Below are 19,536 nucleotides of genomic sequence, written 5' to 3'. Positions count from 1 at the left end.
TGCGCCCGTTTTTGCCAGGTTTAAGGGTTGCAGTGGGGCGATAGGCTTCGAGGAGCAGATGCCTGACTTGCAGCCTCTAAAACTACGAAGGTTTGCCGGAGGTGACGGTTTTCAAGCAAGTGCTGTTCGACAACACCCATGCCGAGTTGCCAGGAGTTCGCTGCTCCGCATCGGCCATGAAGTCGCGCAGACCATCCGCGGCTCCCTCGGCCAGCATCGGTAGATCTACCCCAGGACCATCAGCGGAACGCGATCGCAGATATCGGGATGTTTTAGGACAACCGTGCGTGCTGGCGATGATGGTCTGATCACCGTCCGGGTCCTGCACGCACTGCATCGATGAAGGCACGCAGCGCCGGCGCCATCTGACGCTGTTGCGGATAACATAGAAAGAGGCCGGGAAAGGGTGCCGACCACTGGTCGAGAATGTTGACCAGCTTTCCTTCCGCAATGTATGCCGAAACCGTGTCCTCGACCGGAAACCCGATCCCCATGCCCTTCAACGTCGCACTCAGCGCGCTCTCCTTGTCGCTGAAGATGAGAGGACCGTCGACGGTGACGCTGAACCATGCATTATCTTCAAAGAACTCCCAGGCATAGGGTGTCGCGCGACCGGGCCAGCGCCAGCGTATGCAGCGGTGGTCGATGAGATCACGCGGATGATCCGGGCAGCCGTAACGGCCGAGATAGTCAGGCGTTGCGACCGCAATCTGGCGAAGTTCCGGCCCCAGTCGTACCGCAACCATATCCTTTTCGATGACCTCGCCGATGCGTAGGGCGACGTCATAACCACCCGCAACGATGTCAACGACCTCGTCGTCCAGTGTGATGTCCAGCACAATATCCGGATACCGCTCGATGAAATCTTCGAGTATCGGCTCCAGATGCTTCTGGGCAGCGGATCTGAACGTGTGGATACGAACAGTTCCGGCTGGCCTTTCGCCGGCGTGCCGAACCTGTGTCACGGCAAGCCCCAACTCATGGGCGGCCGGCCGGACACGTTGAAACAGGCTTTCACCGATCTCCGTCAGGGAGACATTACGGGTCGTGCGGTGCAAAAGCCGCATGCCGACCTCGTCTTCGAGTTTTCTGACCATCTGGCTGAGAGCCGAAGGCGAGACGCCGAGCTGTTCGGCGGCAAGGCTAAAACTGAGGCATTCCGCCACTGCGATGAAGGCGCGAAGCTGGTTGTAATCCTGGCTCGGCAGAAGCGTGCTCATGCCATCCAACTATCATTTATTAGTTGGGCTAACAACGGCTGTGTCATTTCGATGTATTATAAAGCCTGCGCCAATGCGCCATCTCTGTTCCATCACTTGAAAGGAGCATCAGATGAAGACCTGGTTTATCACAGGGATCTCCCGCGGGTTGGGTCGCGCCCTGGCGGCGGCGGCGCTTGCCGAGGGGGATACGGTCGTTGGAACGGTCAGATCCGGACAGCCCGATTTCGATCATGCGAAGGGTACTTTGCATGTCCTCACCATCGATCTTGCAGACGGGGCCGGTGCCGAGATTGCCGTGGCGGATGCATTCGAGCGCGCCGGGCAGATCGATGTAATCGTCAACAATGCCGGATATGGTCTTCTGGGCGCCCTGGAGACCGCAACCGATGCGCAGGTCGAGCAACTGTTTGCCGTGGATGTCTTCGCGCCATTCCGCATCATAAAAGCGGCCCTGCCGCATCTTCGCAGGCAGGGAAGGGGCCATATCGTCAACATCACCTCGATCGCCGGACGCGCGCCGTCAACGGGCTCGGCAATGTATTCCGCTGCAAAATCAGCGCTGGAAGGCATGTCGGCTGGCCTGGCGCTCGAGGTCGCGCCGCTCGGCATCAAGGTGACGGCCGTCGCGCCAGGCGCCTTCAGGACGGATTTCCTGTCGTCGCATTCCATACGTAAGAGCGGCGTGGCCGATGCCGCTTACGCCCAGACGATCGGCCGAAGCAACGCCGCCTTCGACGCTGCGGCGGGACGACAGGCGGGCGATCCGGAGCGTGCGGCCCAGGCGATCATGACCTTGGTCCGTGCCGAAAAGCCCCCCTTGCATCTGCTGCTCGGCAGCGACGCCCTGCGGCGCGCGCGCACCAAGCTCGATCAAGTCGTTGATGAGATCGACAGATGGGAAGCGGTCACGCGCGGCACGGACTTTCCGGAGGAGGGCAAATGACCGTCATCAGACCTCAGGGTTGGGATTTGTCCGGCAAGGTCGCCGTCGTGACCGGTGCGGCCCGCGGCATCGGCCTTGCAGCCGTGAACATGCTTCGGGAAAGGGGTGCCCGCATCGTCGCAAGCGATGTCAATCCTTCCGTGGCTGAACTCGCCGCGGCCGACATCGCAACCTTCTGCGGCGATGTCGCCGACGAAGCGACGGCGCTGCGCACGATCGCGTTGGCAATCGAGCGTTTCGGCGCGCTCGACATTCTCGTCAACAATGCCGGCCGCACCATGAACAGGGCATTGATCGACATGAGCGTTGCCGACTGGGACGAGATCATGGCCGTGAACGCCCGCGGCAATTTTCTGCATTCGCGGGAAGCGGTCAAGGTGATGATCGGTCAGGGGGGCGGCGCGATTGTCAATGTCGCGTCGATCGTGTCCTCGGTCGGAATGAAGGATACGGCAGTCTATGCCGCCTCCAAGGGCGCGATCGCCCAGCTTACCAAGGTCATTGCCGTCGAATACGGCGCCCACGGAATCCGCGCCAATGCGGTCGCGCCCGGCGTCGTCGAGACCGATATCCTTGACGGCATCGTCGAGGACAGCAGAGGCACGCTGGCCAGTTACGGTAGCGCCCACCCGATAGGGCGTGTCGCCCAGCCGAACGATATCGCCGAAGTCATTGCCTTTCTCGCATCTCCGGCCTCCGCCGTCATGACCGGAGCACTGGTGATGGCCGATGGCGGCTACACGGCGATCTGATTGGAAAGGAAACCACCAATGACAAAATCGATCCTCATCGTGGCCGCCGAGCGCGGCCTGGGCCTCGGCCTTGCAAGGCAGTTCTTCGATCGCGGCTGGACTGTCGTCGGGACGGCGAGATCCGGCGCCGACACCGACGATCTTCGTCGCGTTGGCGAAACCGACCCGGACCGCCTCGCGATCGCCACCATCGACGTCACGGACACCGGCCAGATCGCACCGTTTCTGGCGTCGCTTGGAAGCAGCCGTTTCGATGTGATCTTCATGAATGCCGGCATCTGGGGCGCTCAGCATCAAAGTGTGCTCGAGGCAACCGACGAAGAATTTGCAGAAATCATGCTGACCAACACGTTCGGACCGATGAGGCTTGCCCGTCGTCTTTTGGGAAAGCTCGCGCCCGAGGGTACACTGGCCTTCATGTCATCCCATCGGGGCAGCATTGCCATCAATGTCGAGGGGGGACTTGAACTCTACCGGGCGAGCAAGGTGGCGTCGAACATGCTGGCTCGTGGGATCTATGCCGAGAACCGGGAGAGGCGGCTTACCGTGCTGTCCGTCCACCCGGGCTGGGTCAGTACCGCGATGGGAACGCTCAATGGCACGGTCGACGCTGAAATAGAACTTGAGCCAAGCGTCCGCGGGGTCGCGGATGTCGTCGAAAAGTATATGGGCTCGGGTCAAAATCTTTATCTCGACTACCGCGACAATCGTCTCGACTGGTAACGCAGCATTACGCTGCACAGGCAGAAAGCGATGGAGGATCGGGCGCGCTTTGTCGCCTGTCCTCTTTACGCCGACAGCAGCGGGCGAAAGAGACGCTTCGCCCAGCAGGAAGCTATTCTCAGGGCGGGCTTTCGATCCGAAAGCGTCTGGGGCTCGTCCCCGTCCAGGCCCGGAAGGCACGGTAAAAGGAATTTGGTTCATCGAAGCCAAGCAGGGCAGAAATCTCGGTCGGCGTCATGTCGGTTTCAAACAGATATTGGTGGGCGAGGTCTTTTCTGGTGGCGTTCAAAAGTGCCTTGAAGCGTGTGCCTTCGGCCGCCAGCCGTCGTTGGAGCGTTCTCCTGCTCATGCCCAGCCTGCGGCAAATCTCCTGAAACGAGACCTCGCCATTCGGAAGCACGTCGATGATCGCCCGCCGAACGAGCTGTGTGGTGTCGCTGATCTCCTTATGCATTGCCAGACGCGCATTGAGCTCCGGCTCCAATGTCTCCCAGAAGGGTTCATTCGAAGTCAGGAACGGCCGGACGCAATCGTTCCTGCTGAATGTGACGCGATGTGCCGGGCCAAGCGTCAGGCATGTTTTCAGATAGTCTTCATAAGGCGCGACATCGATGGGAAGGGTTGTCGCCGTCATAGCCATGGGGCTGACATGTTCGCGCGTGCCCGACCTTGCGAACATGACGTAAAAAAGAAGGTCCGTCAAAATGAGAGATGGGGGCGGCTGCAAATCCGAAGGCCATGCGATCTGGACGTGGATGCGGTCCGGCTCCTCAGCAAGCGAGATCTCGACAGGACTGATCAGGCGCTGGAAATGGACGATCCGCCGCAAGGCGACCAGCAGGTTGGGACTGCACAGTGCCGCGAGAAGCGGCGGAGGGAAAGCTTCGCTTCGGCCAAGTTCGCAAAGCCGAATGGGAAGCGGTGGACCGCTTATCATCGCTTCGATGCAATCCCAGAACCGAAAATAATCCGCACGACCAAGTTCGATCGCCGGGCGATCGAAAATATCCTGAGATAGCTCCGCTCGAGCGAGAACACTTTTCAAGTCGAGGCCAAGATCTTTCACAAGGGTCTGACACTGCGGCAGCGCCCAATTGTATTGCTGATAAAGGATCTTGCGGCGCGCAATATCATCACCTGCAGAGGCGATGGTCGGCGGGTTTATGCTGCCGGGCTTGTGCTAGTGCGACACAAGCCCGGATCGGCGAAAAGCGTCATGTTCATCACCATCGAGGATGAAGCCAGACCGGAAAATATCGTGGTCTGGCCGATGCGGTTTGAGAAGTGCTGGTGGATTGCCCTCGGATCCTCGATGATAGCGTTAAACGGCCGGATCCAGCGTGAGACCGAGGTGGTGCATAGAGCCGGCAATCTTGTCATCGAGGGTATATCATCAGAATTGATCTTGATGAGATAGTTTGCTGCATCGGCCGCGGCCGCACTCTTGATCAAAATACTACATGGCGTCTTTCACACGCTGCCAGGCGTTGAGAAGATGACGGCCCAGCACTTTGGATAGCGCCTTCCCATTGCGTGCTTCAAGCGCCACGATCATTTCCTCATGCTCTGCCATTGCAGCCGCCCATTTTTCCGGTCCCTCGTGACCGATGAAACGGATTCGCTTGAGGCGCGACTGCAGTTGCGCCTGGATGCTGCTGAGCGCCTGATTGTGAGCGATCTGACAGATTTCAGTGTGAATCGCCTGGTTGAGCTTGTAATAGCGCAACCGGTCCTTCGCGTCGTAGCAGGCGCTCATTTCGTTATGCAGCTGCCTGACCTTGGCGATTTCCTCGTCCGTCGCTGTTTCGCAGGCGAGGTTGCCTGCTAACTCTTCAAGGCTCTTCAATACGATGAGCATGTCATGCACATCCTTTCCGCTGAACCTTTTGACGATCGCGCCGCGGCTCGGGATGAGCTCGACCAAGCCTTCGCTCGCAAGATACTTGATCGCCTCGCGCAGAGGCGTGCGCGACACGCCGAGCTGCTCACCGAGCTGGCTCTCGTGCATTCTCGAGCCAGGCTCCAGTTCGCCCTCGATGATCATGTCGCGCAGTCGGGTCACGAGCGTGTCGTGCAGGGCCGTACGCTGGATAGGTCCGGAGTTTGAGGCGGGCGGTGCAGGCAAGGTTTCACTCATGTCGAAGCTCGATCTTTTGGAGCGCAAAGCACATCGAAAGGTTGCTCAAGGGTTACACCAGATCACCGGGCGTTCCAAATGCAAAAATGCTGCATACAAAATGCAAAAGACTTGTCCTCTGATGTCCGATGGCTTAAGACCTGCGTTATCGAGGTAGGAGAACAGAGAATTGGATATCACCAAGCAATCCGACAACCGTCCCGTCATCGCGCTCGCGATGGGCGATCCCGCCGGCATCAGCCCTGAGCTGACGGCCCAGCTTCTGGCCTTGGACGACATCAAGGAAAAGGCCTATATCGTCACGATCGGTGACCGCCGCATCCTCGACAAGGGCGCTCGCGAAGCCGGCGTGGAACTCGATCTCCTGTCGTCCTCGCTTGAAGGCCTTGCCGGTCTCGACCGCTCCAGGCACGCTTTTGTTGATCTTGGCCATCTCGCTCCGGAAGACGTCGATCGCGGTGAGGCGACGCTTGCCGGCGGCACCTTCGCGACCAAGAATTTCCGCACCGCGTTGGAGCTGGCCCATGCCGGTAAGGCTGACGCAGTGTGCTTCACGCCTTTCAACAAGAAGGCGATGCGCTATGCCTATCCCGGCTATGACGACGAGATCCGTTTTGTCTCGGATGTCATCAATTTCACCGGCAAGATTCGCGAATTCAACGTTTTGGAAAAGGTCTGGAACGCTCGTGTCAGCTCGCATATCCCGCTCAAGGAAGTCGCCAACCATCTGTCGGTCGAAGGCATTCTCTCCGAGCTGGATCTGACGATCTCCTGCCTAAAGGCCTCCGGTGTCGACAAGCCGCGCGTCGCGGTTGCGGGCCTTAACCCGCATGCGGGTGACGGCGGCAGCTTCGGCATGGAAGAGATCGACATCATCGAACCGGCCGTCGCCGAGGCCAACGCACGCGGTTACGATGTCGACGGTCCTTTCCCAGCCGACACCGTCTTCCTGCGCGCCCTCAAGGAAGGCTACCACGCTGTTCTGACCATGTATCACGACCAGGGCCAGATCGCGATGAAGATGATGGGCTTCGACAAGGGCGTGACGATGATGGGCGGCCTGCCGTTCGCGCTTTGCACCCCGGCGCATGGCACTGCCTATGACATTGCCGGCAAGGGGATTGCCGATATCGGCGCCACCCGTGAAGCGCTGCTTCTTGCAGCCCGCATGGCGGCCCGCCAGCGCCAGGCTTCCAAGGCCGCCTAAGCGACAATATCAGCTCGACCGGCCGCTTCCGCGGCCGGTTCTGCATGCCCGAAAGGACGCGGGCCAGGCGCATGAGCGCCGGTCGGGAATGTTGCCGATCTGGCGCTGCGTAATGTCAAAGTGTTGCGGCTTCCGCGACGCGCGCCGACTGGCGCGGCGGTGCCGTGGTTGGAGGAAGACAATGACGAGTTCCGCTCGCAAGTGGACGCGCGAAACCTGGCCGATCGCGGCCGCCATGATCCAGTACCCGAACATGCTGCCGGATGGTCGTACCGTTCAGGACCAGTCCGTCGAGGAATGGGCCGCCACGGTCGGCGAGGTTGTCGACGCAGGCTTTACTGAAATCGATCCCACCGACAGCTGGCTCCGGGTCGCCGACCTGTCCCCCGAACGCCGCCGCGAATTCTGCGAGGTCGTCAGCGCTGCCGGCATGACCATTCCGGCCATCTCGACATCGCGTCGCAGCGTCATCGATGAAAAGCATGGCGATGACTATCTGGCCTATAGCCACCGCGTCATCGACACAGCCGCCGAAATCGGTGCACACAGCGTTTCCTTCGGCTTCTTCGAGCCGTTGACTGAGAAGCAGAAGAGCGTGCTCTGGTTCTGGACCGAGCAGGGCGCTACGAACCAGGACGATCCGGCGACGTGGAACAAGGCGGTCGCCCGCATCGCCGAACTCGGCAAGCATGCCGCAGAAGTCGGCATCGAAATTTCGCTTGAGATGTACGAGGATACCTATCTGGGCACGGCGGACAGTTCCGTCCGTTTCGTCCAGGAGGTCGGTCTCGACAATGTCGGCATCAATGCCGACCTCGGCAATCTCATCCGCCTTCACCGGCCGGTCGAGCACTGGCTGCAGATGATGACGAAGGTGGCTCCATATGCCAAATACTGGCATGTGAAAAATTACATGCGGATCGAGGACGAGAATACGGGCCTGATCGCCAGCCATCCTGTTCCGCTCGAATCGGGCTTGATCAATTATCGGACGGCAATCAAGCTGGCGCTGGAGCATGGGTACAATGCCCCGTTCCTGTGCGAGCACTATGGTGGTGACGGCCTTTCCGTCAGCGCCGCCAACCGTGATTATCTCCGGCGCATCCTGCCGCGTAATTGAGGACTGCCACCATGACGACGATCTTTGACGCTCCCGATGAGTTCGCCGCGACGGCGCTTGCCGGCTTCTGCCAGATCTACCCGAACCATGTGCGCCTGATCAGCAATGGCGTCGTTCGTGCGACGACCGTGCCGAAGGGCAAGGTTTCCGTCGTTGTCGGCGGCGGTTCGGGCCATTATCCGGCCTTTGCCGGTTATGTCGGACAGGGCATGGCGGATGCCGCGGTCGCGGGTGACGTGTTTGCTTCCCCATCGACTGCTGCTGTCGCACGCGTCTGCCGTCAGGCGCATAACGGTGGCGGCATCATTCTGGGCTTCGGCAACTATGCCGGCGACGTGCTGAATTTTGGCGTTGCTGCGGAACGCCTGCGGGCCGAAGGCATCGACGTGCGCATTATCGCAGTGACGGACGATGTCGCGAGCGCATCGGCGAGCGAGCATTCCAAGCGTCGCGGGATCGCCGGCGACCTGATGGTGTTCAAGATCGCAGGCGCTGTAGCAGAGGCCGGCCTGTCGCTTGATGAGGTGGAACGCATCACCCGGCACGCCAACGAGCGGACAGTCTCGTTCGGCGTGGCCTTCGCGGGCTGCACCCTGCCGGGGGCCAAGGAGCCGCTGTTCACAGTACCGAAGGGCCGCATGGCACTCGGTCTCGGCATCCATGGTGAGCCGGGCATCAGCGAGCAGGACATTGCCAGCGCGACGGATCTTGCGGATGTTCTGGCAGACAAGCTGCTGGCCGAAAAGCCAGCTGGCTGCACGCGTGTCGCCGCCGTGTTGAACGGTCTCGGCTCGACCAAATATGAAGAGCTTTTTGTTCTCTGGATGGCAGTGCAGAAGAAGCTGACAGGCGTCGGCCTGGAGATCGTCCAGCCGGAGGCTGGCGAATTCGTCACCAGCCTCGACATGCAGGGCTGCTCGCTGACGCTGACCTGGCTCGACGAGGAACTGGAACGCTACTGGGCGGCACCCTGCGATGCGCCGGCATTCCGCCGTGGTCGGCCGGATATTGCGGAACTGCGCACCGACGTCATCGTCGACGAAGAGTCGGCGCCCTCCATCCCGGCGGCGTCCGAAGCCTCCCGCAAGTCTGCGGCCTGCATCAGCGACCTGTTCAACGAGATCGCCGCGATGTTGAAGGACAAGGAATCCGAACTCGGCCGTATCGACGCGATCGCCGGCGACGGCGACCATGGCCAGGGCATGCAGCGCGGCTCCGACGCAGCGGCCAAGGCGATGGCTGCAGCGGTTTCGGCCGGCGCCGGCGCGCAGACGACGCTCGCGCTTGGCGGTGACGCCTGGGCCGACAGGGCCGGCGGCACATCCGGCGCGATCTGGGGCCTGCTGCTGCGGTCCTGGAGCAATGCGCTGAACGACGACGAAGTGCCGAGCGAAGCGGCGATTGCCGAAGGCGCTCGACAGGCCCTCGATGGCGTTACTCGCCTTGGCCGCGCCCGCCTCGGCGACAAGACCCTGGTGGATTCACTCATTCCGTTCGTCGAAACGCTGACGGCGGAAACTGCAGCCGGCAAGCCGTTGGTTGACGCCTGGAAGGCTGCGGCAGATGCATCCGAGGCTGCCGCCAAGGCAACAGCTTCTCTGACGCCGCGTCTCGGACGCGCCCGCCCGCTGGCCGAAAAGAGCATCGGCCATCCGGATGCCGGCGCGATCTCGCTTTCCATGGTGGCGCAGCTTTCCGCAAGCTTCATCGCCGCAAGGCGCTAGGCGGCAAGGTCGGGCTGTTCGAGTTCAGCCGAACAGCCCGACAAGCGTCAGCCACAGGCCGGATGCGAGCGTAATGGCATCCATCATCAGACGAAAACTCCGCTCCGACATGCTGATGACGTAGCGTTTCGAAAAGAAGGTTCCGGCCATCAGCGAGGAGCCGATGATCAGACCGCTGATCAAAAGGTCCAAGGTCAGCACGTCCGCCTCGTAGAAGGTGAGCACCTTTGCCGCCTGCACGAAGATGGAGGAAGCGGCCTCCGTCGACAGGAAGGCGCCCTTGACCAGTCCGAAGGCGAGGAAAGCCGGAATGCTGAGCGGCCCGGTGGACAGGAACATGCCTGTCAGGAAGCCGACCACTACACCCGCGATCGCCAGTCCGCCAAGATGGATGGTGATGTCGTGCTTCTGGATATAGTGCCTGAAGGGTATGAGCAGCATGATGAAGACGCCAAGCAACGTGCCGCTGATCGCGGCCGGCAAATGGACCAGGCTGAGAGCGCCGAGCGATGCGGCCGGAACGCCGGGTATCGCATAGGCGCAAACCGCACGCCAGTTCACCTCCCTGTGCCATGCCATGACCCGCGCGGCGTTGGCCATGAGCCCCGCGATCGCCATGACGGGAATGGCGCGCGCCGGATCGAACATCGGGACGAGGACGGGCAGGAGAATGAGGCTGGCACCGGTGCCGATCACGCCGCTCAGACATCCCGCAGCAAAACCGATGGCGCAGACGAGGATGTAGGACAGCAAGACAGGATCCCGACAGGATTCGGCGTCACGCCGATGGAAAGATGCGCAGCCGGTGGAGGCCGGCTGCGCTGGCGCTTGGGAGGCGTTAGAAGAAGGCTTTATCCTGTTCGCGCCGCAGCGCAAGCAGTTCGGAGGTTTCGTCGAGTTCGACATCGCCGCAGAGGATCGGCTGGCCCGCCTTGACCGCCCGCTTCAATGTGCGATTGGCGGCCAGATAGAAGGGAACGGGCTTTTCGTCGGACAGCGCACCGGCCGGGATCATCCGTGCCGAGACATTGACGATTGAGTGATGGTGACCGCTTGCGGTCAGCACGGTCCCCGCAGCGATATCGGCATCCGCATGGGCGACCAGATCGATTACAGGCTTCGGCTCCACCGCGCCGCTCGACACGCCGCGAAGGCCGACTTCGAGAATGCTTGTCGCGGCCTCGACGCCGAGAAGATGGCGCGGGATGTAGAGCATCGCGACGTCGCCCTTGCGGCTGACGACATGGCCCTTTTCAGCCAGCATCTGCCAGGTCTCGGCATCGTCGCAGCGAACCGTCACGAACACTCCGCCGGCAAAGCTCAACTCGCCGGGAAGCCGCAGGCAATGGAAGACATCGAGCACTTTCGGCGCGACGAGCAATCCTCCGCTCTCCGCCGGGGAGAAGAAATCGGCGACTTCGGTGATCCGCGCGATCGGGACATGCAGATCGGCCCGGTCGACAAGAAAGCCGGTGGCGTTTGCGACCAGCGTCATCTCGCAGAGATCAGGTACGGCGCGCTGCGGAAATTCCGCAGCGATCTGAGAGCGCTTTGCAGCAATCGCCGCCAGGTCGGTGGTCGCGGGCTCCATCCATTCGGCAAAGCCCGGCGCCGGAGCAATCTTGCCGTTGGAGTTGAGCGTCTTCTCCTTCGGATCGAAGACAAAGTCGTATTCGCTGGCCTTGCCGGCCGCGATGATTTCCAGTCCGAGCACTTCCGCCCAGGTGACCAGTCCCATCAGCAGGCTGGGCTGATCGCCATCGACCGGCGTGACGATGATGTTGTTGCGGCGCGCGCGCAGGGCGAGGCCGGGGCCTACGACACTGTCGACTTCCTTGGATACGAGCGCGACATGCTTGCCGGCATCGACCGCGAGCCGGCAATGTCTTGCACCGGCTTCCGGGTGGCCCGTGGCTTCGACAACGACTGCGACCGGAAGGCCCAGAACTGTGGCAAGGTCTCCCGTCGCGATATATTGGCCTTTATCCCAGGCTGCCTTGGCTTCGTCCGCGGTTCCGCATTGTGCGATTTTTGCCGCGTCGATGCCGAGGCCGCGGAGAACGTCGGCGGCCGTTTCCGACTTCAGGTCGACGGCAACGCGGGTGCTGATCAGCGGCGTCTTCAGGCTTTGCGCGATGAAGCTGCGGCCGAAACCGCCGGTGCCGACGATGCAGCATTCGACAGGCGCGGCATTTTTGTCGAAATAGGTATGATAGTTCATCTGTTCACCTCCGAAACCGAATGAAATGGGCGAACCCGGCTTATGCAGCCGAGTCCACGCTCTTGTGGCTCTTGAGATACTGGATGAACTTCAAGGTCTGCGGGATGATGAGGAGCGCGAGCGCGATCGTCATGATCGTACCAACGAGGTAGTTCGAGAAGAAGATCCCGAGCGAGCCGTCGGATGCGATCATCGACTGGTGGAACGAGCTTTCAGCCTTGCTGCCGAGAACCATGGCGAGAACCAGCGGCGCCAGCGGGAATTCCAGCTTGTTGAAGACGAAGCCGACGACACCGAAGATCAGCACGAGCCAGAGGTCGGATGTCGAGTTCGCCACCGTATAGGCGCCCACGAAGCAGATCGCCACGATCATCGGGCCGATGATGGCAAACGGAATGCGAAGGAGGGCGGCGAAGAACGGAACCGTGAGCAGGACCAGGATGACGCCGACGAAGTTGGCGATATACATGCTGGCAATCAGGCCCCAGACGAAATCCGGCTGGGTGGAGAACAGCATTGGTCCTGGCGTCAGGCCCCAGATCATCAGGCCGCCCATCATGACCGCTGCGGTTGCCGAACTCGGAACGCCGAGCGCCAGCATCGGCAGCATGGCGCAGGTGCCGGCCGAATGGTCGGCGGTTTCCGGCGCGACGATGCCTTCCGGACGGCCGGTGCCGAATTTCGCACCCGGCTTGGACCACTGGCGTGCAAGGCCGTAGCTCATGAAGGATGCCGCGGTCGGACCGCCCGGCGTGATGCCCATCCACACGCCGACAGCCGAGGAGCGGATGATCGTGGTGATGTATTTCGGCAGTTCCAGCATCGTCTTGAAGACGTCGCGCGGGTCGATGCGCGATGCGACACCGCGGAACTTCAGGCCGTCCTGAACCGTCGCCAGCAATTCACCGATACCGAACAGGCCGATGACGACGACAAGGAAGCTGACACCGCTCAGAAGTGCATCGAGACCAAATGTCAGGCGAAGCGAGCCGGTGACCGTGTCCATGCCGACTGTCGACAGGAGCAGACCGAGGCTCAGCGAGACGGCGGTCTTGATCGGCGAAGCGCTGCCCATGCCGATGAAGGCACAGAAGGCCAGGAAGTAGACGGCGAAATACTCGGCCGCGCCAAAGCGAAGTGCGAAGCGTGCAGCCCAGGACGACAGAAGCGTGATGACGACGATGCCGACGAATGCGCCGATGCCGGCCGACATGAAGGCGAGCGTCAGCGCCCGGGTCGATTGCCCGGACCGCGCCATGGGATAACCGTCAAAGGTCGTCGCCACCGAACTCGGTTCGCCGGGAATGTTGAAGAGGATCGACGTCGTTGAGCCGCCGAAAAGCGCGCCCCAATACATCGATGCCAGAAGAATGATGGCCGAAACCGGGTCCATTGCGAAAGTGAGCGGAATGAGCAGCGAGACGCCGTTCGGCGCGCCGAGGCCGGGCAGGACGCCGACGATCAGTCCGAGAAGCACGCCGACGATCATCAGCGTGATGTGCATCGGCGTCAGAGCGGTGGCGAAGCCACCCATCAGAAGTTCGAAATTTTCCATGATCTAGCTCCGGTCGCTCAGTAAATGCCGAGCATTTCTTCGATCGGGCCCTTGTGAAGCGGCACCTGGAACGCCTTTTCGAAGACGAAATAAAGCGCGATGGAGAAGGCGATACCAATCAGGATGGCGATCCACGGCTTGTAGCCGCCGTTGCGCCACGCGACGTAGAAGAGATAAAGCGCCGTTCCGATGTAGGTGCCGAGAAAGACCGTGACGACGACGAACACGACCATCGGAAGAAGGAAGGAAAGCACTCTTTGTGTCTGTTCCGGCTCAAGGAATGTCTCACGCATCTCCTCGCTGCCCATTCTCATCCTGAAGATAGCCTGGGTGGCGCTGGCAAAAGCCGCGATGATCAGGATGATGCCGACGTAAAAGGGGAAATAGCCCGGCATGGGGCCGGAATCGCTCCAGCTGACGCCGAGTTCTAGGGCTCCGGTGGCACCGAGCGCGCCGACGGCGGCCAAGGTCACGGCGGTGGCAAGCTCCACATGGAGTCGCTTGATACGCATGATTGATTTCCTTCGATCGGGAAGGTCCGGCAAGGATATGCCGGACCTTGTATCGCATTGGTCTCAGGACTTACTTGACCAGCCAGCCTTCGGCTTCGAAGACGCCGACAGTGCTCTTCTCGCTTGTGGTGATGAAGTCCTGCAGCGGCTGGCCGGCGAGGAAGTCGCCCGTCTGCGAGGTCTTTTTGATGTATTCGGCCCATTCGGGGGTCTCGCTGACCTTCTTCAGCACGTCGCTGTAGTAGGTGACGGCTTCATCCGGCGTTCCGGCAGCGGTCCAGACCGTGCGCGGCATCTTGTAGGACGGAATGTTGACACCGGAGGACGCGCAGGTCGGGATATCGCCCCAGCCCTTGCCGTCATAGACCGGCTCGCCCTTGGCCATCGGCTTGTCGGAGAAGACGCAGAGCGGCTTGACGGCACCTGCCTGCCACTGACCGATGTTCTCGTTCGGGTTGTTGACGTTGGCCGCGACATGGCCGCCTGCAAGCTGAACGCCCACTTCGCCACCGCCGTTGAACGGCAGGTATTTGAACTTGGTGCCAGTGGTCTGCTCGATCAGCGCGACCAGGGTCTCGTCAGTGTCCTTCGACTGGCTGCCGGCGAAAGTGACGCCATTCGGCTTGGCCTTGGCGGCCTCAATGAGAGCGGCCGGAGTCGTGTATTCGGAATCGCCCTTCACCCAGATCAGGAATTCATCGAAGGCGAGTGCTGCGACCGGGCGCAGGTCTTCCATCGAATAGGCGAGCTTGGCGACATGTGGCAGAAGGTAGGCGTTGTTGGTGCCGAAATAGAGCTTGTTCGGGTCGCCTTCGTTCTTACGGGCATAAAGGAATGCCTCGGCGCCGCTGCCGCCGCCCTTATTGAGGACGACCATCGACTGGTCCATCAGCTTGTGCTTGGTGATGATCGACTGGATGGTGCGGGCGAAGTTGTCGGTGCCACCACCGGGACCCGAGGCAACAACGAATTCGACGGGGCGCGTCGGTTCGAAGGCAAGGGCCTGACCTGCCAGCATCGTGGCTGCGGCCAGTGTCATTCCGATCGATAATGCTTTCACTTTCATCTTATTCCTCCTTTAGATGAAACGGCTACAGGTGTTCCTGCACCCGACATTCTTCATTGGCGCTCAGGCGGCGGCGAATTGCGCTCCCGACGCGTCGCGCGAGATTGAACAGCCCAACGACACCGACCAACGAAATGTCGAGCCGGAGATCGCGGTGAAAACCGATGCGGTGCTGGTTCGATAAAGTGGAGAGGGAATGCGGGCGTTGCGGCCCTCATGAGCGCTGCAGCAAACTCTTGCATGGCAGCCCGCGGCAAGCGCGAGGCTGGTCTGTTTTTGGCGTATGCCTGAACCCATGATCTCCTCCATCCCCAAATTCATAGGATATCTGGTCGCCCACATCAAGTCTTCAGAATTTTGTATGCAGAATTTTGCGGACGGAAGCGCCTGTACGTCCATACTTTGCGTGGAACGGGATCTAATCGATTTGTTGGAGAGATAGACGCGAGTTGAAGCGCCTGCTGGCCTGAGCAAACGCTCCAATCATGTGTGAGCCGTTAATTTTTTTCGAGCAGAGCCTGCCGCTGCGCCGATGTCAGCGGGCGTATGCGATGGGACTGCAAGAGCAGATGCAGCTTTGCCGTCTCTTCCAGTTCCTCAGTTGCATATTGCGCGTCCTGCAGCGTTTTCCCGGCGACGACAGGCCCGTGATTGGCCAGAAGCACGGCATGACTGTCTTTTGCCTTCTCGGCGACGGCTTCGGCAAGCGCCTTATCGCCGGGCGGGTAATAAGGCACGAGCGGCAGCCTGCCGACGCGCATGACATAATAGGCCGTCAGAGGCGGCAGCACGTCTTCGGGATCGATGTCCTCGAGCAGGCTGACAGCGACCGCATAGGTCGAGTGAAGGTGCACGACCGCACCGCTCATCTTCTGCTGGCAATACATGCACTGATGCAGAAAGGCTTCCTTGGTCGGCTTGTCGCCGTCGACATGGACGCCTTCGGCAGAAAAGCGCGACAACCTTGCCGGATCGAGATTGCCGAGCGAGGCATTGGTCGGCGTCATGAGGATGTCACCGTTCGACAGACGGGCGCTGATATTGCCGGTCGAACCGAAAGTGAGCATCCGGTCGAAAATCGACTTGCCGACACGCGCGATCTCGTCGCGCATTTTTGTTTCTTCGGAAAGCACTGCTGTCATCGGGCAACCCTCCAAGCCTTGAGGAAGAAGTCGTCCCTGCCGAAATTGCCGGATTTCAGCGCAAGGGCAACCGACCGGTCGCCTTCGAGACTGACAGTCCACGGAACGCCAGGATCGATTTCCGGCCCGATCAGCATCGCCTCGACACCAAGACCCTGCACGACCGCGCCGGATGTCTCGCCACCGGCGACCAGGAAGCGGCGGTAGCCTCGATCGCGCAGACCGATCGCGACATTGGCCAGCAGATGCTCGACGATCTCGCCGGCCTTTTCCCGGCCCAGCGCCTGCTGCGCCTGGCGCACCTCTTCCGGGTCGGCGCTGGAATAGACCATCGGGATGCCTTCGGTCTGGGCGGCCACCCAGTCTATCACGGTCTCGGCAGACGTTTTTCCGGCCGCGATTTCAAGCGGATCAAGCTTGATCGCGGCAGTACCCGCGTCGATCGCGGTCTTGATCTGTCTGCGGGTGGCGGCCGAGCATGACCCGGCCAGGATTATGGCGTCTCCGGCGGGAGCAGAGAAGGAACGGGTGGCTTCGACTGGTGCGAGCTTGCCCGCGCGGCGGAAGTTTTCCGGCAGGCCGAGTGCGATGCCCGAGCCACCGGTGATCAGTTTCATGTCTGCCGCGGCGTGACCGATCTCGCGCAGATCCTGATCGGCGATGGCGTCTACGATGACGATCCTGTCACCCTTGCCTATAGCGGCATCGAACGCTTCCCTTACCGCCGCTGCGCCCTTTGCAACGGCATCGCGCGTGACCAGCCCGACTTGCAACTTAGTCTGCTGTTGCAGCACACGCACCAGGTTCGCGTCACGCATCGGGGTCAGCGGATGATCCTTCATGGTGCTATCCGAGAGCAGGAGGTCGCCGACGAAGAGATGGCCGCGATAGACGGTGCGGCCGTTGGCGGGGAAGGCTGGGCATGCCAGCGTCAATTTTTCGCCCAGCATGTCGACAAGCGCCTCCGCCACCGGCCCGATATTGCCCTCCGGCGTGGAATCGAATGTCGAGCAGTATTTGAAGATGATCTGCTCGGCGCCGCCCGCAATCAGGCGTCGGGCCGCATCGAGAGATAGCCGGACGGCCTCGTCGGCGATGATCGTCCTGGATTTAAGCGCAACGACGACCGCATCCGCGGCGGAAAAGTCGAAATCCTCAGGTGGTGCACCGACCACCTGCACCGTCTTCATGCCTTCCCGTGACAGCGTCAGTGCAAGGTCCGTTGCACCGGTCAAGTCATCCGCGATTGCGCCTAAAAGCATAGTCTTCACTCCCAATGTAAAAGCTGATCAAGCCGTCGCACCCTCGACGATCTCGTAGCCGGTATCGACCACGAGCCGCTCTGTGGGGCGCATACGGTGTTCCAAAAGTGTCTCGACGGCCTTCTTGCCGATTAGAAACCGGTTCGAGCGTACGGTCGACAACGGAAGAGGCAGGGCTTGACCGATCTCAAGGCCATTGAACCCGAACAGGGCGAGCCTCTCACGCACCGCAATTCCCGCCGAGAGGCAGTGAAAGAAACCGCCGGTCGCCATGTCGTCGTTGGAGAAGGCCACGGCATCGATACTCGGCTGGCGTCGCAGCAAAGCGCTCAGCATCTCGCCGCCGGCCGTCGCCGAACTCCGGCCCTCGGCGCGCGCTTCGTCCACCAGGCCAAGACCAGCATCCGTCAACGCCTGTCGAAGCCCCTCATATCTGTGACGCGCACGCCGGTCGGCGCTCCAGTCGTGACCCACATAGCCGATGCGGCGATATCCCCGTTCGATCAGAAAACGGCCCGTGTCATAGCCGGCCTTGCGATGTGACAGGCCGACGGCGATGTCGATCGGCTCGCCATCGATATCCATCACCTCGGCGACCCGAAGCGAACTCGTGTCCAGCATCATGCGGGTCTTTGCCGTGTGATCGAAGCCTGCGGTGATCACGGCGACCGGGCGCCAGGCCAGAAGCGACGAAAGGATCTGTTCTTCTTGCGCCTCATCATAGTCTGTCACGCCGACCATCGCCTGATAGGACGTCTGCCGCAGGGCTGCGTGAATGCCTTCCAGAAGCTCCGGGAACACGACGTTGGACAGAGATGGCAAAAGAACGCCGATCAGCATGGAGCCGGAAGAGGCGAGCGAGCCTGCGGCTCTGTTGGGAACATAGCCAAGCGTCTGGATCGCGGCCAAGACCCTTTCGCGGGTCACCTCGGCGATTGCCCCCTTGTTGCGGATGACGCGCGAGACCGTGTTCTCGCTGACACCAGCGAGTTTGGCTACGTGAACAAGGGTCGGTATGCCGGGTTGCGTCATCATCTCCCAGAAGAAAATTCTCGCCTCCATCTTCTATCTCAGCGCTAACATATCTCTCTTGAATGATATAGAGGGGTAGTTGCGCTTTATGTTAGCGCTGAGAGAGTGGTGTTTTTGGAGGAGGATGACATGCCGCGCTTTGCTGCCAATCTGTCGATGATGTTCAACGAGCACGATTTCCTTGATCGCTTTCAGGCGGCAGCGGATGCGGGCTTTGAAGCCGTGGAATATCTCTTCCCTTATGACCACCCGGCAGATGTCGTTGCTGCCAAGCTGTCGGGTGCGGGTCTCAGCCAGGCGCTCTTCAACATGCCGCCGGGCGATTGGGCGGCGGGTGAACGCGGCATTGCAGCCTTTCCGGAGCGCAGCCGGGAATTCTGCCAGTCCGTCGACAAGGCGCTCGACTATGCGCAGGTTATCGGTTCGCCCCTGCTGCACATGATGGCGGGCCTGGCGAAGGCCGATGATGCAGCTGCCGTTGCGGCCTATCGCGACGCGCTTCTCTTTGCTGCGGACGCTGCCGGAAAGAAGGGGATCACCATCGTCATCGAGCCGATCAACGGTCGCGACATGCCCGGCTATTTCCTCAACGACTTCGACTGGGCCGCCAATCTCATCAAGGAACTGGCTCATCCCCATGTCAGGCTGCAATTCGACATCTACCATCGGCAGATCATGCATGGCGATGTCCTGAAGGGGCTTGAGGAACTGATGCCGCTCACCGCTCATGTGCAGATCGCTTCCGTTCCCAGGCGCAATGAGCCGGGAACGGGAGAGCTCGACGATTTCCGCATCTTTGCGGCGCTGGATGAGCTGGGATATCAGGGTTATGTCGGCTGCGAGTACAGGCCTGCCGGGGAGACCGTCGCCGGCCTCGGATGGCTTTCCCGGACGTGATGCGGCGGCACCGGGATTGC

General features: G+C 61.0%; 19 protein-coding genes and 1 pseudogene. 9 read left to right on the top strand and 11 right to left on the bottom strand.

The window, feature by feature from the left end; translation table 11 throughout:
• Window positions 1-308: 308 nt before the first annotated feature.
• A complete protein-coding gene (locus BM216_RS00960) occupies window positions 309-1,220 on the bottom strand; it encodes a LysR family transcriptional regulator (RefSeq protein ID WP_092993559.1) in 912 nt (303 codons plus the stop codon).
• A gap of 112 nt (window positions 1,221-1,332) precedes the next feature.
• Here BM216_RS00960 and BM216_RS00955 point away from each other — a divergent pair, with 112 nt between their 5' ends.
• The 3 genes from BM216_RS00955 to BM216_RS00945 are packed head-to-tail and all read left to right on the top strand — an operon-like array spanning window position 1,333 to window position 3,641.
• Window positions 1,333-2,166: an oxidoreductase gene (locus BM216_RS00955; RefSeq protein WP_092993557.1), complete on the top strand. Its 834-nt coding sequence runs from the start codon at window positions 1,333-1,335 to the stop codon at window positions 2,164-2,166.
• Window positions 2,163-2,918 (top strand): SDR family NAD(P)-dependent oxidoreductase, encoded by a 756-nt coding sequence (locus tag BM216_RS00950; protein ID WP_092993554.1) that lies wholly within the window; start codon window positions 2,163-2,165, stop codon window positions 2,916-2,918. Before BM216_RS00955 ends, BM216_RS00950 begins: the two co-directional genes overlap by 4 nt.
• An 18-nt stretch (window positions 2,919-2,936) precedes the next feature.
• A complete protein-coding gene (locus BM216_RS00945; RefSeq protein ID WP_092993551.1) occupies window positions 2,937-3,641 on the top strand; it encodes an SDR family NAD(P)-dependent oxidoreductase in 705 nt (234 codons plus the stop codon).
• A gap of 118 nt (window positions 3,642-3,759) precedes the next feature.
• Here BM216_RS00945 and BM216_RS00940 read toward each other — a convergent pair whose 3' ends face one another.
• Entirely contained in the window at window positions 3,760-4,707 is a 948-nt protein-coding gene (locus tag BM216_RS00940) for an AraC family transcriptional regulator (RefSeq protein ID WP_092993548.1), read from the bottom strand.
• On the opposite strand from BM216_RS00940, the pseudogene BM216_RS00935 reads away from it, so the two are divergent.
• Window positions 4,705-5,001: pseudogene (locus tag BM216_RS00935) on the top strand (hypothetical protein); the annotation flags it as partial. The gene BM216_RS00940 and the pseudogene BM216_RS00935 sit on opposite strands and share 3 nt — an antisense overlap.
• Before the next feature lie 96 nt (window positions 5,002-5,097).
• On the opposite strand, the gene BM216_RS00930 reads toward BM216_RS00935, so the two are convergent.
• Window positions 5,098-5,778 carry a GntR family transcriptional regulator gene (locus tag BM216_RS00930; protein WP_092993545.1) on the bottom strand — a complete coding sequence of 227 codons (681 nt, stop codon included), beginning with the start codon at window positions 5,776-5,778 and terminating at the stop codon, window positions 5,098-5,100.
• A gap of 217 nt (window positions 5,779-5,995) precedes the next feature.
• On the opposite strand from BM216_RS00930, the gene BM216_RS00925 reads away from it, so the two are divergent.
• The 3 genes from BM216_RS00925 to BM216_RS00915 all read left to right on the top strand — a co-directional run bounded on the left by BM216_RS00925 (window position 5,996) and on the right by BM216_RS00915 (window position 9,829).
• Window positions 5,996-6,985 carry a 4-hydroxythreonine-4-phosphate dehydrogenase PdxA gene (locus tag BM216_RS00925; protein ID WP_092994983.1) on the top strand — a complete coding sequence of 330 codons (990 nt, stop codon included), beginning with the start codon at window positions 5,996-5,998 and terminating at the stop codon, window positions 6,983-6,985.
• A gap of 181 nt (window positions 6,986-7,166) precedes the next feature.
• A complete protein-coding gene (locus tag BM216_RS00920) occupies window positions 7,167-8,105 on the top strand; it encodes a sugar phosphate isomerase/epimerase family protein (protein ID WP_092993541.1) in 939 nt (312 codons plus the stop codon).
• Between the two features lie 11 nt (window positions 8,106-8,116).
• A complete protein-coding gene (locus BM216_RS00915) occupies window positions 8,117-9,829 on the top strand; it encodes a dihydroxyacetone kinase family protein (RefSeq protein ID WP_092993537.1) in 1,713 nt (570 codons plus the stop codon).
• 24 nt (window positions 9,830-9,853) lie between these two features.
• Here the strand turns inward: BM216_RS00915 and BM216_RS00910 are convergent, their stop codons facing one another.
• The 5 genes from BM216_RS00910 to BM216_RS00890 form a co-directional block, all read right to left on the bottom strand.
• On the bottom strand, window positions 9,854-10,582 hold the full coding sequence (locus tag BM216_RS00910; protein ID WP_092993534.1) for a sulfite exporter TauE/SafE family protein: 729 nt from the start codon (window positions 10,580-10,582) through the stop codon (window positions 9,854-9,856).
• Window positions 10,583-10,667: 85 nt separating this feature from the next.
• The gene (locus tag BM216_RS00905; RefSeq protein ID WP_092993531.1) at window positions 10,668-12,050 is read right to left on the bottom strand and encodes an NAD(P)H-dependent oxidoreductase; all 1,383 of its coding nucleotides are present in this window, start codon (window positions 12,048-12,050) and stop codon (window positions 10,668-10,670) included.
• A 40-nt stretch (window positions 12,051-12,090) separates the two neighbouring features.
• On the bottom strand, window positions 12,091-13,605 hold the full coding sequence (locus BM216_RS00900) for a tripartite tricarboxylate transporter permease (RefSeq protein ID WP_092993528.1): 1,515 nt from the start codon (window positions 13,603-13,605) through the stop codon (window positions 12,091-12,093).
• A 17-nt stretch (window positions 13,606-13,622) separates the two neighbouring features.
• The gene (locus BM216_RS00895; RefSeq protein WP_092993526.1) at window positions 13,623-14,117 is read right to left on the bottom strand and encodes a tripartite tricarboxylate transporter TctB family protein; all 495 of its coding nucleotides are present in this window, start codon (window positions 14,115-14,117) and stop codon (window positions 13,623-13,625) included.
• A 70-nt stretch (window positions 14,118-14,187) separates the two neighbouring features.
• Window positions 14,188-15,183 (bottom strand): Bug family tripartite tricarboxylate transporter substrate binding protein, encoded by a 996-nt coding sequence (locus BM216_RS00890; protein WP_210217007.1) that lies wholly within the window; start codon window positions 15,181-15,183, stop codon window positions 14,188-14,190.
• A gap of 31 nt (window positions 15,184-15,214) precedes the next feature.
• Between BM216_RS00890 and BM216_RS33935 the strand changes: the two genes are divergently transcribed.
• Entirely contained in the window at window positions 15,215-15,367 is a 153-nt protein-coding gene (locus BM216_RS33935; protein WP_177230667.1) for a hypothetical protein, read from the top strand.
• Window positions 15,368-15,680: 313 nt separating this feature from the next.
• Here the strand turns inward: BM216_RS33935 and otnC are convergent, their stop codons facing one another.
• The 3 genes from otnC to BM216_RS00875 are packed head-to-tail and all read right to left on the bottom strand — an operon-like array spanning window position 15,681 to window position 18,649.
• The gene (gene otnC, locus BM216_RS00885; RefSeq protein WP_092993523.1) at window positions 15,681-16,325 is read right to left on the bottom strand and encodes a 3-oxo-tetronate 4-phosphate decarboxylase; all 645 of its coding nucleotides are present in this window, start codon (window positions 16,323-16,325) and stop codon (window positions 15,681-15,683) included.
• Window positions 16,322-17,587 (bottom strand): 3-oxo-tetronate kinase, encoded by a 1,266-nt coding sequence (gene otnK, locus BM216_RS00880; protein WP_092993520.1) that lies wholly within the window; start codon window positions 17,585-17,587, stop codon window positions 16,322-16,324. The genes otnC and otnK overlap by 4 nt, the downstream gene beginning before the upstream one ends.
• A 27-nt stretch (window positions 17,588-17,614) precedes the next feature.
• Entirely contained in the window at window positions 17,615-18,649 is a 1,035-nt protein-coding gene (locus BM216_RS00875) for a LacI family DNA-binding transcriptional regulator (protein ID WP_244530026.1), read from the bottom strand.
• 99 nt (window positions 18,650-18,748) lie between these two features.
• Between BM216_RS00875 and otnI the strand changes: the two genes are divergently transcribed.
• Entirely contained in the window at window positions 18,749-19,516 is a 768-nt protein-coding gene (gene otnI / locus BM216_RS00870; RefSeq protein ID WP_092993517.1) for a 2-oxo-tetronate isomerase, read from the top strand.
• The last annotated feature ends 20 nt before the right edge of the window (window positions 19,517-19,536 follow it).

The sequence above is a fragment of the Rhizobium sp. NFR07 genome (genome assembly GCF_900111905.1).
Lineage (GTDB): Bacteria > Pseudomonadota > Alphaproteobacteria > Rhizobiales > Rhizobiaceae > Neorhizobium.
The sequence above is the reverse complement of the archived record's forward strand: the minus strand, read 5'-3'. Positions and strand labels throughout refer to the sequence as shown.

Coding starts and splice junctions, on each gene's coding strand:
- BM216_RS00960 (WP_092993559.1), bottom strand. CDS start 1,220: ATGAGCACGCTTCTGCCGAGCCAGGATTACAACCAGCTTCGCGCCTTC.
- BM216_RS00955 (WP_092993557.1), top strand. CDS start 1,333: ATGAAGACCTGGTTTATCACAGGGATCTCCCGCGGGTTGGGTCGCGCC.
- BM216_RS00950 (WP_092993554.1), top strand. CDS start 2,163: ATGACCGTCATCAGACCTCAGGGTTGGGATTTGTCCGGCAAGGTCGCC.
- BM216_RS00945 (WP_092993551.1), top strand. CDS start 2,937: ATGACAAAATCGATCCTCATCGTGGCCGCCGAGCGCGGCCTGGGCCTC.
- BM216_RS00930 (WP_092993545.1), bottom strand. CDS start 5,778: ATGAGTGAAACCTTGCCTGCACCGCCCGCCTCAAACTCCGGACCTATC.
- BM216_RS00925 (WP_092994983.1), top strand. CDS start 5,996: ATGGGCGATCCCGCCGGCATCAGCCCTGAGCTGACGGCCCAGCTTCTG.
- BM216_RS00920 (WP_092993541.1), top strand. CDS start 7,167: ATGACGAGTTCCGCTCGCAAGTGGACGCGCGAAACCTGGCCGATCGCG.
- BM216_RS00915 (WP_092993537.1), top strand. CDS start 8,117: ATGACGACGATCTTTGACGCTCCCGATGAGTTCGCCGCGACGGCGCTT.
- BM216_RS00905 (WP_092993531.1), bottom strand. CDS start 12,050: ATGAACTATCATACCTATTTCGACAAAAATGCCGCGCCTGTCGAATGC.
- BM216_RS00900 (WP_092993528.1), bottom strand. CDS start 13,605: ATGGAAAATTTCGAACTTCTGATGGGTGGCTTCGCCACCGCTCTGACG.
- BM216_RS00895 (WP_092993526.1), bottom strand. CDS start 14,117: ATGCGTATCAAGCGACTCCATGTGGAGCTTGCCACCGCCGTGACCTTG.
- BM216_RS00890 (WP_210217007.1), bottom strand. CDS start 15,183: ATGAAAGTGAAAGCATTATCGATCGGAATGACACTGGCCGCAGCCACG.
- otnC (WP_092993523.1), bottom strand. CDS start 16,325: ATGACAGCAGTGCTTTCCGAAGAAACAAAAATGCGCGACGAGATCGCG.
- otnK (WP_092993520.1), bottom strand. CDS start 17,587: ATGCTTTTAGGCGCAATCGCGGATGACTTGACCGGTGCAACGGACCTT.
- BM216_RS00875 (WP_244530026.1), bottom strand. CDS start 18,649: ATGGAGGCGAGAATTTTCTTCTGGGAGATGATGACGCAACCCGGCATA.
- otnI (WP_092993517.1), top strand. CDS start 18,749: ATGCCGCGCTTTGCTGCCAATCTGTCGATGATGTTCAACGAGCACGAT.